The organism is Veillonella sp. CAG:933 (assembly GCF_000431435.1).
Classification (GTDB): domain Bacteria; phylum Bacillota; class Negativicutes; order Veillonellales; family Veillonellaceae; genus Veillonella_A.
Genome location: NZ_HF986190.1, coordinates 1 through 13967, shown reverse-complemented (window position 1 = coordinate 13967; position 13967 = coordinate 1). Strand labels below are relative to the sequence as shown.

Here is a 13967-nt window from a genome sequence, read left to right as displayed (position 1 = left end):
GTCGTATAACCGCCACGCATAGCCTCTATATCCATTCATACCTCCTTCGGTGAAAGAATCTTTCACAACTTGATATCATGGTAAAGAGCAGCGTAATGTCGCTGCTCTTTAGGGCTCTACTTAGGAGCGGAAATTTACAAATTGCAATTCTACCGGCAAATCCTGTTGTTTCAACATTTGGATAACTTCCTGTAAGGAGTCTTTATCTTTGCCCGTAACGCGCACTTGATCTTCCATGATTTGCGCCGTTACTTTAAGTTTCATGTTTTTGATTAATTTAACCACATCTTTGGCGGTTTCTTTGGAAATCCCTTTTTTAATGGTAATCACCTGACGAACGGTAGCTCCCGAAGCAGGTTCTACTTTACCGTAATCAAGATTTTTAAGCGCTACATTACGCTTAACCATCTTGCCTTTAATAACGTCGATTACGGCGTTTAATTTATATTCATCATCAGAAATCACCTTAATGGTTTCCCCTTCAAGGCTGATTTCAGATTTGCTGCCGCGAAAATCATAACGGGTACCGATTTCTTTTTTAGCCTGGTTTACCGCGTTATCAACTTCTTGCATATTTACTTCCGACACTACGTCAAACGAACAATCTTTGGCCATATATGTGCCTCCTTTGCTTTTTAAATAGTACTATTATTATATCATATAGGCCCCGTTCCTCACATAGAAAGGTTTGGAAAATTGAACTTTGTATGAAATTTTTTTATACCTGACAAAACAAATAGACTAAAATAGGTTACAATATACATATAATAACAACTAAATCGTATTAAAAAAATCAATTTATCGTAATAAAAAATCAAGAAAGCAAGCCTATTATGCCAGATACTACAGCTCCAACTACTACAGCTTCAACTGAAAAAAAGAATATAGTAAACGGTGAGCCGCTGTTGTCCTTAGTCGTAGCGGATTCAACGCCTGCTCCGGCAAATACGCCACAGTCGACCTCCGTTACTTCTGCAAAAGCCAAGCACCCGTCGTCTGGTACTGCAACAAAAACAAGACGGCTCTCTATTAACCACTTAGTGCGTCAGGCCGGCGTTTCTCAAGCTATGCGGCGTCGCCTGCGCACGGACGGCATTGTCTATGTGAATCAGAAAGCCGCCTCCTGGCATAGCCTCGTTGTGCCGGACGATAAGGTAACTATTTACTTACCAAAAGAAGAGCCCACCTTTATCCCTTGGGCGTATGACATTCCCATCATCTACGAAGACGAGCACCTGCTCATCATCAACAAACCGACGGGACTCCTCATGCATCCCACCTCGACCGAGCGTTTTCACACCGTCGCCAATGCGCTCATCCATTATTTTGAAAAAACGAATCAAACGCAGGCCGCTTTTCACCCGGTGCATCGCCTTGATAAAGACACGTCAGGCCTTGTCATCATCGCGAAGAATGCCTTGGTGCAGCACAGTTTTACCAAAACGCACGCGCCCATTCGCAAAATCTACGAAGCTCTGTGTGACGGCTTTTTTCCGGCCAATTTTGCCACCATCCACTGGCCCATTGCCCGCAAAGAAGAGAGCATCATCGAGCGCACCATAAGTCCTGACGGCAAAGCCGCTCATACGGACATTACCTGCGTCGCCCGCCACAAACGGCTCTCCCACGTTCGCTTTGTATTACACACCGGCCGCACCCATCAAATCCGCGTCCACATGTCTCACTTAGGGTTCCCCCTGGTAGGCGACGATCTTTACGGCGGCTCCCTCGATCTACTCGAAAAGCAAGCTCTCCATGCCATTGGGCTACAATTTGTCCACCCTATGACGCATACGTTCATGAACGTGACCGCACCGCTGCCGACAGCCTGGGAACCCTTGATTTCACAGTACTTAGAGCACAACAAGATTTCTTTTTGACAAAAATTCGCTCGTCCCCCATGTGGCCGCCGCCATAGAGCCCTTCTATTATGCATAAATAGCAGTAGCCCTTTCAGGTTCTTCTTGCTATACTTAACTTGATGTATGACATTCCTTATCAGTTATCAGTATTCCATTACAAGGAGGAAATACTATGCCATTAGTTTCAACAACAGACATGTTTAAAAAAGCCTATGAAGGCGGTTATGCTATTGGTGCATTCAACGTTAACAACATGGAAATTGTACAAGGTATCGTTGATGCGGCTAAAGAAGAACAATCTCCGTTGATTCTTCAAGTATCCGCCGGTGCCCGCAAATATGCAAAACACATTTATCTTGTGAAATTGGTTGAAGCCGCGCTTGAAGACACGGGCTTACCAATCGCATTACATCTTGACCACGGTGATGATTTTGAAATCTGTAAATCCTGTATCGACGGCGGTTTCACCTCCGTTATGATCGACGGCTCCAAACACGATTTCGAAACTAACGTGGCCTTGACTAAAAAGGTTGTTGAATATGCTCACGCACACGGCGTAGTAGTAGAAGGCGAATTAGGTCGTTTGGCCGGTGTTGAAGACGACGTAAACGTAAGTGAAAAAGACGCGCTCTTCACCGATCCCGATCAGGCTGCCGAATTCGTAGAACGTACCGGCGTTGACTCCTTAGCTATCGCCATCGGTACCAGCCACGGCGCTTACAAATTCAAAGGCGAACCGTACCTCGACTTCGAACGTTTGGAAAAAGTCGGCAAATTGTTGCCTGGTTTCCCTATCGTTTTACACGGTGCGTCCACCGTACTTCCTGAATTTGTTGAAAAATGCAACAAATACGGCGGCAACATTCCGGGCGCGCAAGGCGTTCCTGAAGAAATGCTTCGCAAAGCAGCGTCCATGTCCGTATGTAAAATCAACATCGACACCGACCTTCGCCTAGCTATGACCGCCTCCATTCGCGAATTCTTCGTGGAAAATCCATCCGAATTCGACCCTCGTAAATACTTGGGCCCTGCTCGCGATGCTATTAAAGGCATGGTACAGCACAAAATTAAAGATGTATTGGGTTCTTCCGGCAAATTATAATCGTAACTCTCAGGCAACAGTTATTTAAAATCCACTGCACATTAACTACCGAGCAGCCTGAAAATTAATCGATAATAAGAAAGCTATATGACGCTATATCACTGATTTTCTTGTGATTTTTTAGCATAATATGCATAACTAAAAAGGGGCAGTTTATCTAATTTTTTAGATTGACTGCTCCCTTTTTTATTGTTATAATGACCTCACAATAAAGAACAACATACAATGCTGACGGATTAGTGGAATTAACCACGTGTATTGTATGCGAAGAAACGCCGACCGTCTGGGCAGAAGATTGCTCAGGCGGTCTTTTGCATATTTTGAAAGCCTTTAAGGGCCTTTCAATCATCAAAAGACTACTAATTTAAGCCTTCTTTTTAAAAGCCATTCTAAACTTTCGAAAAAAGACTTTGAGCAGCTTCTTTCATTACAGAAAGGATGATTATATGCGAAATCGTTGGTTAATTGCCTTGGCGGCTATCGGAATTCACATTTCTATCGGCAGTGTCTATGCTTGGAGCGTGTTGACACGACCTATCATGGCGGCCATGGGCTGGTCCCTTAAAGAAACAACTTGGACTTTTTCTTTAGCTATTTTATTCCTCGGTCTTTCCGCCGGTTTATTAGGCAGTTTTGCTGAAAAAATCGGTCCTAAAAAGAGTGGCTTGTTGAGTACCCTCTTCTTCGGTATCGGCATGTTAGGTACGGCTTACGCCTTAGAGCAAAGCAGCTTGACCTTGCTCTATATCTTCTACGGTGTCATCGGCGGTGTCGGTCTCGGCGTCGGTTATATCACACCGGTTTCGACCCTCGTGAAATACTTCCCGCACAATCGCGGTTTTGCCACCGGCCTTGCCATCATGGGCTTCGGCTTTGCAGCCTTAATCGCCGGTCCGTTAATGCAATACTTAACGGCCGCCTACAGCTTGGTGCAAACATTCCAAATCCTCGGCGTGGCGTACATCATCATCATGACGCTCTCGTCGTTATACTTAAACCCACCGACAACGGCTACTGCGACTACTGTTGCCGATTCTAAAGATGGTGCCAAAACTGAAACTCCGAAAAAATCTATTTTCAACCGCGGCATGAATGCTCACGAAGCCATGAAAACTTGGCAGTTCAGCGCTTTATGGTGGATCTTCTTCATCAACATCACCTGTGGTATCGGTTTATTGGCGGTTGCTTCCCCAATGGCGCAGGAAATCGTTGGCATGAACGCTACAGAAGCGGCTTCCATGGTTGGTATCATCGGTCTCTTAAACGGTCTCGGCCGCATCGGCTGGTCCACTATCTCCGATTACATCGGTCGACCATTTACCTACATGTCGTTCTTCCTCATCGAAATCTTGGCCTTCTTTGCCCTCGGCCATACGAGCAACTCCTTCTTCTTCCAGTTCCTCGTGTTCGCTATTATTACTTGCTACGGCGGCGGTTTTGCTTGCATGCCGGCTTATCTTAGTGACTTATTCGGCACCAAAGCGCTCAGCGCCATTCACGGCCGTGTATTAACCGCTTGGGGCTTCGCCGGTATCGCCGGTCCTATGCTCGTGTCCTTCCTTCGTGAAAGCACCAACAGCTATAGCGGTCCGCTCTTCGTGTTCAGCGCCTTGTTCGTTTTGAACTTGGCCGTGGCTGTGGCACTCAAAGTGTTCACTAAAGATCATCACTTTGAAGCGGAAGAAAAAGTTGTTGATATTAAAAATGGCGACGCTTTGAATGCGTAAAAAATACATTCTTCTTACAATTAAGTATTTAGACATAGTTACACTTGCATACTAAATAACTAAATATATTAAATATGGCTACAGCACAATGTAGATCTCATCTGCATTATGTTGTAGCCATTTCTTATTTCTTATCTAAATTATACTCTGCTGTGTTACCTTCAGATATTTTCGGCACACCTAAAACCTTAGGATCATACTGATAAGTCTTAGTTTGATTTACCGAATCACCATCTTGATTATTAATTGGTACAATTTTTAACGTTTTTCCCAATGCAGCGAGAACCTTTAATACCGTATCTAGTCGAGGGCTCGTTGTCCCTGCTTCCATTCTGGCAATCACCGGTTGTTTTACGCCGCTTAATACTTCTAATTTTTTCTGACTAATACCTTTCTCGTTACGAGCATCAATCAGTTCACACATAATCGCCGCGCGTAAATCACTGGCCCCTATTTCTTCAGGAGTATATAACTGCTTCTCGACATCTTCCCAAGCGGGACCAATTGCTTTATTCTTCATATGATAATTCACCCCTTTTTATTTCTTCTATTTCTCTATATGCTTTTTCAATTTCTTTTTTAGGCGTCTTCTGAGCCTTTTTCATAAAATGATGTAACAAGATATATTTACCATCTTGCATAGTGAAAAATAATATCCTATCTCTTATGGGGCGCAATTCATAAATCTCTCCCTCAATATGTCGTATATACGGCATTCCAGCCGCAACGCCCCGATTTTGTAAAACTTTAATATAATCCTTTTTTTATTAAGTTTTATTCTGCTATCCTTATCCTTACGTTCAGCTAATGATTGCAAATATTCTAAGACAGGAATCTTTCCAGACTTAGTTTTATACAAGTAAATTTAATTCATTAAATGCTCCCCTTAATCATATAATAACTCAAAAGTTATCAAAATTCAATAACTAAAAAGTTATTAAACTAAAATCCCTAAACTTTTATCTAAAGACTACTTTCTAATTTACAGTATAAAACTCCTGCTAATTCATACCAATGGTATGACTCACTTAAAAAGCCCCCTTCTTTCTCAAAATCCTAATGCACTGTACTCGAATGTATGTTAAAATTAATATTGATAGGCTGAAGTTTAATACAGCCTCAAATAGACATTTATAGACATTATAAACATTAACTACCATATGAATATCAAGTTGGGAGTATAGTAAATGGTTAACCGATTTTTACAAGGCACTCTTATTCTTACCATTGCCGGCTTTGTGGTCAAAGCCATCGGCAGCATCAACTGGATTTTGCTGTCCCGTGTACTCGGCGGTGAAGGGATTGGGATCTACCAAATGGCGTTCCCGATTTATCTCTTATCATTGCAACTGTCCAGTGCCGGGATTCCGATTGCAATTTCAATTTTGACGGCGGAAAAACTGGCCCGCTTCGATTATCGCGGCGCCCAGAAGGTTTTCAAACTGTCATTCTACCTTCTCTTTGCTACGGGCCTGCTATTCAGCATCCTGATGTGGTTCGGTGCCGATTGGCTCATATCTTCAGGCTACATCATAGATGATCGAGCGTATTTGGCATTACTTGCCTTAGCTCCGGCCATCTTCTTCGTAACACTTATTTCGTGTTACCGCGGTTACTTACAAGGTTGGCAAATGATGACGCCGACTGCCGTGAGCCAAATCATTGAACAATTACTCCGCGTAGTTGTTATGCTCGGAGCTGCGTATATGCTCCTTCCTTACGGTCTCGGAGCCGCCGCCGGCGGTGCCAGCATGGGGGCCGGTATCGGTGCGTTTGGTGCCCTAGTGGTGCTCATGTACTACTATTATAAATTACCGAAATCTCCGGAAGATGCACATAAACAACCGGAAGGTCCCGGTGAATCGTCCGGATCCATCGTAAAACGCCTTATTAAATTGGCTATTCCGATTTCTTTGGCCAGCCTAATGTTGCCGTTAGTAGCAAACCTCGATTTATTCATCGTTCCGCGCCGTTTGGAAGTCGCCGGTTTTACCACCAGCCAGGCAACTGAATTATTCGGTTACTTAACCGGTATGGCCGTGCCGCTCATCAATTTGGCCACGATTATTACCGCCGCTTTGGCGACAAGCATCGTTCCGGCCATCTCCAATGCGAATGCAACGGGTGATAAAAAAGGCGTATACTACCGCACCGCCGGTGCTATGCGTATTACCTTTATGTCCACTGTGCCGTTTACCTTAATGCTCTACGTTTTAGCTGAACCGGTAGTGAGCGTCATCTACAACGCACCGCGTGCCGCTGAAGCGACCCAAATTACAGCTATCGCTATTTTCTTCCTCGGCATGCATCAGGTAACAACCGGTGTTTTACAAGGCCTCGGCAAACCAACCTTACCGGTTATTAACATGGGCATTGCGGCCATTTCCAAAGTTATTTTGAACTGGAACTTAACATCTATTCCTTGGCTCGGTATCAGCGGTGCCGCCTATGCGACCGTAGCCGACATTGGTGTAGCTGCCCTTTTAAATCTGATTTGGATTAAAAAATACACAGGCTATTTCCTAGACTTTTCCCTACTTTGGAAAAACATCGTCAGCGCCATTATTATGGGCGTGGCTATGTTCTTCCTCTACCCACCGCTTGAAGGTATCATGCATAAATTCTTTGCCATGGCCATCAGTGCCTTTGTGGGCGGCGTTATCTACGTCATCGTTATGGTGCTTCTAAAAGGATTGAATCGCCATGACGGAGAACGGATGCCATTAATTGGGAAGTTCTTTAGAGGTAAAGAATAATGAATTATTTAAAACATCTTACTACTGAAAACTATGGCATATTCTTTGTTGGTGCCGCGATTTTCATGCAACGAATATCCATGGGTGCCGGCAATGTATTATATGGCTTGGCAATTTTATTCTTTTTAATCAGCCTTTACAAACAGTATAAGAATCACACGTTAAAAGATAATTATATTGTGAAAAAGGCACTCCCCTATTTCAAAATCTTAGGCATTGCCATTCTCCTCATAGTACCTTCTGTATTTGTGAGTGAACATTTAGGAAAATCCTTTAAAGCTTTGCTTGAAATTTGGCTCTATCGCGCTTTACCGCTCTTTATTATTCCGTTCTGTGCAAAAAGCAAAAAACAAATGTATTGGCTCTTAGGTGCGGTATTTATCTCATTAAACCTTGATTCTTTATTGGCGTTTTTCCAACATACACTTTTAAAAGAGCCCCGTCCATCGGGCTTTAGTAATAACCCCTTGAACTTAGCTGCCATCTTAGCTATGACCATTCCGGTACAAGTAATTGTGATGGCCGAAACAGTCTTCCCTATGGGGTTACGAAAATTAGCCGTTATTTCTATTTTCACGAATATTCTTGGCTTGTTCGGCGGTCAAAGTCGCGGCAGCTGGTTACTGTTAGCCTTCACACCATTTTTCTCTTTTAAGTATTGGCGTAAGAATAAATACTTTCCTATTGCCTGCCTTATTATAGCTGCTATTATCGGAGGCTATATTGCCTCCAGTCCGAGCATGCAAAATCGAATCATATCGACCATCAATATGACAACAGACCGCTCCAATGCGGATCGTCTCGTTGTTTGGGAATCAGCGGCTATGATGATTCATGATTATCCACTCTTTGGTGTAGGTCCCGGAGAATTCACTGAACTATATAAAGCACATTATGAGTTACCGGAAAATACACAACGCATGGTACATACGCATAATAACTTTATTCAAGTCACCACCGAATCAGGCGTAATCGGCCTGTTAGCCTTCTTAATCCTGTTCGGGTATATCGAAGTTACTGCACTTCGAGACACTTTTAAAGGCAATCCATATGCCTACATGCGTTTGGCTGCCACCACCTTCTACTTACTTTTTGGTCTTATAGACTATACCTTTGATGCATCAGCTATTATGAAGCTCTATTGGTACTATATCGCTATCAGCTTGAGTTTGGAAGCGTTGGCAGAGAATGAGACTGCAGCCGAAATTGCAGATAATAAAACACTCAAGCCAAATGATACGATTTCAGAAAGAACTTAATACTTATAAACTAAAAAGAGGAAAGATAAGTAAACATAAAATTGGTCTTTCCTCTTATATTTTGAATTACTCGTATTAGGAAAATATAATATAGACAAACATTCAACAGAATTTGACTCTCAACTCAAATAATTATATAATAATGTTACCTTATTTCAAAATACAGAATTTTGATATTCTGTATTTTGAAATAAGGGCACAGGATTTCTGTCAATGACATAATTGCAATTCTTGCAGTTATCCGACAAGGTAAATCTATTAATATTACTAGATATACCATGTCTACGTTAGTGAAACTAACCATTGCTACAGCTCCTTCCATAATAATAACATGGAGAGCAATCTTTTACTGGACATTTACGTTATATGACTGCCGGCTAGCTATAGGGATTTTGTCCCCCTGGTTAGTCGGCATGTTGCTTTTCGGAGTAAACAAATTGGAGAATCTAAAAAATCATAATAACTGCACTTTAACCATTGATTGTAAAAATTGTCCTCAGTTGAAACATTGTTCCAATTGGGATAATTTTATAGAAAAGCATTCCGATATAAAGTCTTATGCACATTTCGATAAGAGAACTTCTCTTTCAAATCCACGAACACTAAAATATATTCTTAATATTAACAATATCAAAAGCCATAATTTTTATCCTTTTATTCATTTTTCCAAAACAAAAAAGAAATTTACCCATAATAAGGAAAATATGAAAACCCCTAATCCAAGAGATTTATTTTACTGTTCTCATTTAGATCGTTGTGTATATCAAAGATATGCATTCCTGTTAAATGAAAAATATAATGTTTTCGCACAAAATAACCATATTAATAGTGTAGCAATTGCCTACCGAGATAATTTAGGGAAAACAAATATTGACTTTGCAAAAGAAGCCTTTAGAAAGATTTCATCATTAAAGAACGCATTTATTTTTGTTAGTGATTTTGAACATTTCTTTGACAATATAAATCATGAATATTTGAAAAAAAAGCTTTGTGAATTATTAACTGAACAAAAGCTTCCTGAAGATTACTATGCTGTATATAAAAACATTACAAAATTTGCTTTCTGGGAATGGGAAGATATTATAAAGTGTAGTTACGAAGATGAATTTAATACCACAAGCAAAAATAAAATTAAATCCATTGTAAACAAAAGAGATAAAATCCTTACAAATTTACAATTTAAGTCAAATACAAAATATATAAAGAAAAAACCACACCAATATTGGAATTCCTCAAGGCTCACCTATCAGTGCAGTGCTTTCAAATATTTATATGATTGATTTTGACAAATTGATGTCTCATTATGTTAAATCAAAAAACGGAACCTATATGCGTTATTCAGATGATTTAATCATCATCTTACCTCTAACACAAAAAGAAGATATCACTAATTATAAAAAAGAAATCTTTGATAATATCTCAACAATGGGAAACTATATCACACTCTCACAAGAAAAAACCCATGTATACTTATTTGAAAATAATTCCACCAGAAATGAACAAGACTCAGTTCCAACTGAAATAGATTATCTTGGGTTCCTATTTGATGGAAATAAAATAAAAATACGGCCACGTTCTCTCGGCAAATATTATTATCGAATGCAACGTAAAGCAAAAACTCTTAGAGAAAGAGACTGGACATCATATAATGGAAAGTTTACATTTAAAGAAACTCTCTATAATAATTATGGCCGCTCCGATAAAAGAAACTTTATTTCTTACCTTGATAAAGCTAATAAAATTATTAATTTATCAGAAGATCCTGAAGCACAATCTTTACTCAATAATGTAAATCATAAAATACAAATAGCAATAAAGAAAAAACGCAAAAAACGTAAAAATTAGTATTATGAATTAAAAAGGTGGACGAGAAGACTTATATTATGGCTTCTCTCTCCACCTTTTTAATTATACAAAAATATAGATTATAAAATTATAGCGTTTTAATATATTATTTCCAATTCTTTTTTAGCGTTTCCACTAATTCCGCTGCCTCACCTTGTAAAAAGTGACCTTGTACATTCGGCATAGAACTTAACATAGTTAGCAATTCCTGTACTTTTTCAGAAGCTTCACGATACACCGCATAAGAAATAATCATCTGGCCTATGCCGGACTGTTCCGTTGCGGAATCACAACCCATTACCACGGCAAGCGCCTTATCCGGTTGTTTAGCTTCCCAATCAACCAACTCTTTGTACATGGCGCTCTGCAAAAGTTCCACATCGGCATGCCACTGTTTTGTCCAGTTTTTCAAAATTAATAAGGAGTACGCTTTTAAAGTTCCGGCCCAAATATCACTGAGTGACTGTATCATAGTCAACGCCAACGGACGTTTTTCCCAATCACTTTGACGTGCCGCTTCAGCAATATCCGAATAGTACATTTCATCCTCTTTCATCATCGTTACCGGATTATATAACAATGACCAACTGATAACGGATGGATGGTTTTTATCACGAGTTATTAAGGAGTCAATCGTGTCTTTATGAGTATCAAGCAATCTGGATTTAATATCGGTTTTATTGAAATTTGCTTCGCCCGGTCGCCAATCTTTAGCTACTAAACCGGCTGCCGGCATTTCAGCGACAACCAAAATACCTGCTTCATCAGTGAGTTGAAGCACGTCCGGCGATATTGGTCGGCCACTAGTGAAAACACAGTTGCCACCAAGCTCCAATAATTTCTGTAATTGCTGTTTTGCCTGAATTGGATTTGAAGATAAGGTTAAATTAGAAGGCCCCAGTTCAATCCCTTTCAAGCGAACAATGGCACCATTTAACATGAGGTTGCCACCATCTACAGCTACCGTGCGAATGCCGATACGTTGATGATAGATATCATGCTTTTTGCCTAGACGGCTTACTTCCACTTCCAAAGTATATAAGTAGCCATCGCCTACGGTCCAAATATGTGGGTTTTCAACAGTCAATTTCGCATTACCACCCACGCCGGTTGCCACAATACGGCCTTCTCTATCACGCAAAGTAGCCGTTACCAAACAGTTGCCCTGTACGTGAGCCATATATTGCACAACGGCCTCTTCCTGTGACAACGCTTCGGTCTGCACCATTATGTCAGTCAAACGGGTCGTCGGCACCGTATAAAGCGTAACATTACCGTAAATCCCGGTCGGCACGTCATAATCAAAATTCGGCTGATTAATGCGGCGTCCTTTAGGCGATGTAGCAACCTGCCCGGCCGGCAAAGTATACGCGGATAATTCATTATTCACTTTTACAACAATGCGGTTTTCTTCACCGTAGCGTAATTGCCGAGTCACGTTAATAACCGTCGAAACAAAGACCCCTTCATGGCGCCCTGCTTCCATACCGTTTACATACACAACCGCTCGATTGCCAATACCGTCAAAACACAAAAATACATCCGATCCGAGCCATCGTTTCGAAATGTAGATATTCCGTTCATACCACATGGTGCCGCAGTAGCTTCGCTCACCAGGACTTACAAAAACGTCCTGCAAAGCCGCCGGTACCGGTACCGACATCTGCCGAGCCACGCCGGTTTCATAGTTTTTATCCTTTAATTTATCAAAGGCAAAGAACCAATTGCCACGTAAATCGATACTGTCGCGAAATACGTTTGTTACGGGCTGCAATAATTCCATCGTACTCATCAAAGACTCCTCCTATATCTCTTATAAGTATATACTAAATACCTATATGTATTCAATGAATTTATGCAGGAAATTCTGTTTACAATGCACATTTTTTCACCTATACTAAAATAAATATGCAAATTTGAACGACTTTACGCAAAATATAAGGAGATTTACTGATGAAACGCTATACTACAGTTATATTTGATTGTGATGGAACGATTTTAAATACACTGGACGACCTCATGGATTCCATGAATTATATTTTGAAAAAACATAATTATCCAACTCGAACTCTATCTGAAATTCGTAATTTCGTCGGCAACGGCCTCGGTAAACTGGTAGAACGTAGCGTTCTCACCGGCACTGACCTCAAAGTATCTCAAGAACAACTCGATACCATGCTCACTGAACTGAAAGAGTATTATGCGGAACACAACAATGATAAAACCGCTCCTTACGAAGGGCTCTATGAATTACTGGCGGAACTGAAAAAACAAGGCTATAAAATGGCCGTTGTATCTAACAAAGTGCAAGAAGGTGTGACTGCTTTAAACGGCCAATATTTCAAAGAATATTTCAACGTAGCCATTGGCGAAACACCGAACCGCAAACGTAAACCGGAACCGGATATGGTGAATGCAGCCTTAAAAGCACTTAACAGCACGCCGGAAGAAGCCGTCTATGTAGGCGATTCTGAAGTGGATCTTCAAACTGCTAAAAACTCCGGACTCCTCCCTATCGCTGTAACCTGGGGATTCAGAGATGAAGAACTGCTGAGAGAATTGGGTGCAAAACATGTAGCATATAAACCGGCGGATGTGATGGAGATTTTAGGTGAATTAAACAAATAATATCCTCAATTTATGAATATCCCCCATATTCATAAAGCCAAAAAGAACCGGAAAAATCCGGTTCTTTTTTTCTAATGCTATTATTAATTTACTAAATCCAACGTTATTTCAATGTAATAGAAACACCATGTGGTTTATTAGGATCCATAGCTGAAGCTAAATCATCCAAACTCACTTTCAAATCAGTATCAGCTACAACTTTAGCATCAAAAGTTGTACCAGCCGGGAATGAAATATTTTTCCCTTTCATAAAAAGTCCACCCACAACAGAAACTACAGCAGCTACAGCAATTGCACCACCATCATTACCGGCTTTTTTCTCCCCAATATATTCCAATGGAATGGTAACATTGTTAATAGTTTTTACGGAGTCAACAGAAAACTCCAATTTTCCCGAACGGCCAAATAAACCGTTCTTTCTTGCCCCTACAACAAAAGCATGCACTTCAGTACCAGCCGGAATAACAACAACATCATTAATAATAATATTATCTACAGTCTTCATCGGAATAATGTCATTCTTATGAGCTTTTTTGGAACTTAATTCATTTTCCAGCCTAACAGCTATTACTGTATCTGCAGGAATGTATGCATGCCCCACCGGCACTTTAGAAACCTTAATATCCGGTTCCTGTAAAATTGATGGGACAAATGGCGTATAGCCTGTTTCACTTTGTGTTTTCGTTCCCACATCAGCCGCCTGAACAAGAACTGCTGTATTTATCCCTGTAGCAGTTAATAATGAAAAGCATAACCTGATCTGCACCCATTTTCTTGGACAGAAGTAA

The 13967-nt window shown here is 40.8% G+C and carries 13 protein-coding genes and 1 riboswitch; of the genes, 8 read left to right on the top strand and 5 right to left on the bottom strand.

The window, feature by feature from the left end:
* Positions 1 to 120: 120 nt before the first annotated feature.
* Positions 121 to 615, bottom strand: a complete 495-nt coding sequence (locus QZL64_RS05365; protein ID WP_006555026.1) for a YajQ family cyclic di-GMP-binding protein — start codon at positions 613 to 615, stop codon at positions 121 to 123.
* Between the two features lie 218 nt (positions 616 to 833).
* Between QZL64_RS05365 and QZL64_RS05360 the strand changes: the two genes are divergently transcribed.
* From QZL64_RS05360 to QZL64_RS05350, 3 genes are all read left to right on the top strand, one after another.
* Complete coding sequence (locus QZL64_RS05360) at positions 834 to 1880, top strand: RluA family pseudouridine synthase (RefSeq protein ID WP_021840973.1); 1047 nt, start codon at positions 834 to 836, stop codon at positions 1878 to 1880.
* Positions 1881 to 2034: 154 nt separating this feature from the next.
* The gene (gene fba / locus QZL64_RS05355) at positions 2035 to 2964 is read left to right on the top strand and encodes a class II fructose-1,6-bisphosphate aldolase (RefSeq protein ID WP_021840972.1); all 930 of its coding nucleotides are present in this window, start codon (positions 2035 to 2037) and stop codon (positions 2962 to 2964) included.
* Positions 2965 to 3178: 214 nt separating this feature from the next.
* A riboswitch (ZMP/ZTP riboswitch) is annotated at positions 3179 to 3260 on the top strand.
* A gap of 150 nt (positions 3261 to 3410) precedes the next feature.
* Entirely contained in the window at positions 3411 to 4691 is a 1281-nt protein-coding gene (locus QZL64_RS05350) for an L-lactate MFS transporter (protein ID WP_021840971.1), read from the top strand.
* Between the two features lie 124 nt (positions 4692 to 4815).
* Here the strand turns inward: QZL64_RS05350 and QZL64_RS05345 are convergent, their stop codons facing one another.
* Positions 4816 to 5211, bottom strand: a complete 396-nt coding sequence (locus QZL64_RS05345; RefSeq protein WP_021840970.1) for a helix-turn-helix domain-containing protein — start codon at positions 5209 to 5211, stop codon at positions 4816 to 4818.
* The gene (locus QZL64_RS05340) at positions 5201 to 5443 is read right to left on the bottom strand and encodes a type II toxin-antitoxin system RelE/ParE family toxin (RefSeq protein ID WP_295241370.1); all 243 of its coding nucleotides are present in this window, start codon (positions 5441 to 5443) and stop codon (positions 5201 to 5203) included. The genes QZL64_RS05345 and QZL64_RS05340 overlap by 11 nt, the downstream gene beginning before the upstream one ends.
* A gap of 435 nt (positions 5444 to 5878) precedes the next feature.
* On the opposite strand from QZL64_RS05340, the gene QZL64_RS05335 reads away from it, so the two are divergent.
* From QZL64_RS05335 to QZL64_RS05320, 4 genes are all read left to right on the top strand, one after another.
* Positions 5879 to 7447 carry a putative polysaccharide biosynthesis protein gene (locus tag QZL64_RS05335; protein WP_021840968.1) on the top strand — a complete coding sequence of 523 codons (1569 nt, stop codon included), beginning with the start codon at positions 5879 to 5881 and terminating at the stop codon, positions 7445 to 7447.
* Complete coding sequence (locus QZL64_RS05330; protein WP_021840967.1) at positions 7447 to 8706, top strand: O-antigen ligase family protein; 1260 nt, start codon at positions 7447 to 7449, stop codon at positions 8704 to 8706. Before QZL64_RS05335 ends, QZL64_RS05330 begins: the two co-directional genes overlap by 1 nt.
* Before the next feature lie 437 nt (positions 8707 to 9143).
* Positions 9144 to 9986: a hypothetical protein gene (locus QZL64_RS05325; protein ID WP_296309344.1), complete on the top strand. Its 843-nt coding sequence runs from the start codon at positions 9144 to 9146 to the stop codon at positions 9984 to 9986.
* Positions 9979 to 10551 (top strand): hypothetical protein, encoded by a 573-nt coding sequence (locus QZL64_RS05320; RefSeq protein ID WP_296309342.1) that lies wholly within the window; start codon positions 9979 to 9981, stop codon positions 10549 to 10551. The genes QZL64_RS05325 and QZL64_RS05320 overlap by 8 nt, the downstream gene beginning before the upstream one ends.
* Positions 10552 to 10657: 106 nt before the next feature.
* On the opposite strand, the gene QZL64_RS05315 is transcribed toward QZL64_RS05320, so the two are convergent.
* Positions 10658 to 12343, bottom strand: a complete 1686-nt coding sequence (locus tag QZL64_RS05315; RefSeq protein ID WP_021840964.1) for a glycoside hydrolase family 2 — start codon at positions 12341 to 12343, stop codon at positions 10658 to 10660.
* A 161-nt stretch (positions 12344 to 12504) separates the two neighbouring features.
* On the opposite strand from QZL64_RS05315, the gene QZL64_RS05310 reads away from it, so the two are divergent.
* The gene (locus QZL64_RS05310) at positions 12505 to 13179 is read left to right on the top strand and encodes an HAD family hydrolase (RefSeq protein ID WP_021840963.1); all 675 of its coding nucleotides are present in this window, start codon (positions 12505 to 12507) and stop codon (positions 13177 to 13179) included.
* A 103-nt stretch (positions 13180 to 13282) separates the two neighbouring features.
* Here the strand turns inward: QZL64_RS05310 and QZL64_RS05305 are convergent.
* On the bottom strand, positions 13283 to 13967 hold a 685-nt coding region (locus tag QZL64_RS05305), incomplete at its 5' end, for a hypothetical protein (RefSeq protein WP_296309339.1).

What these genes read in the sequence shown, in the direction of transcription:
- QZL64_RS05310 (WP_021840963.1), top strand. Translation starts at nt 12,505, where the DNA reads ATGAAACGCTATACTACAGTTATATTTGATTGTGATGGAACGATTTTA.
- QZL64_RS05335 (WP_021840968.1), top strand. Translation starts at nt 5,879, where the DNA reads ATGGTTAACCGATTTTTACAAGGCACTCTTATTCTTACCATTGCCGGC.
- QZL64_RS05315 (WP_021840964.1), bottom strand. Translation starts at nt 12,343, where the DNA reads ATGAGTACGATGGAATTATTGCAGCCCGTAACAAACGTATTTCGCGAC.
- QZL64_RS05330 (WP_021840967.1), top strand. Translation starts at nt 7,447, where the DNA reads ATGAATTATTTAAAACATCTTACTACTGAAAACTATGGCATATTCTTT.
- QZL64_RS05320 (WP_296309342.1), top strand. Translation starts at nt 9,979, where the DNA reads ATGATTGATTTTGACAAATTGATGTCTCATTATGTTAAATCAAAAAAC.
- QZL64_RS05365 (WP_006555026.1), bottom strand. Translation starts at nt 615, where the DNA reads ATGGCCAAAGATTGTTCGTTTGACGTAGTGTCGGAAGTAAATATGCAA.
- fba (WP_021840972.1), top strand. Translation starts at nt 2,035, where the DNA reads ATGCCATTAGTTTCAACAACAGACATGTTTAAAAAAGCCTATGAAGGC.
- QZL64_RS05350 (WP_021840971.1), top strand. Translation starts at nt 3,411, where the DNA reads ATGCGAAATCGTTGGTTAATTGCCTTGGCGGCTATCGGAATTCACATT.
- QZL64_RS05345 (WP_021840970.1), bottom strand. Translation starts at nt 5,211, where the DNA reads ATGAAGAATAAAGCAATTGGTCCCGCTTGGGAAGATGTCGAGAAGCAG.
- QZL64_RS05360 (WP_021840973.1), top strand. Translation starts at nt 834, where the DNA reads ATGCCAGATACTACAGCTCCAACTACTACAGCTTCAACTGAAAAAAAG.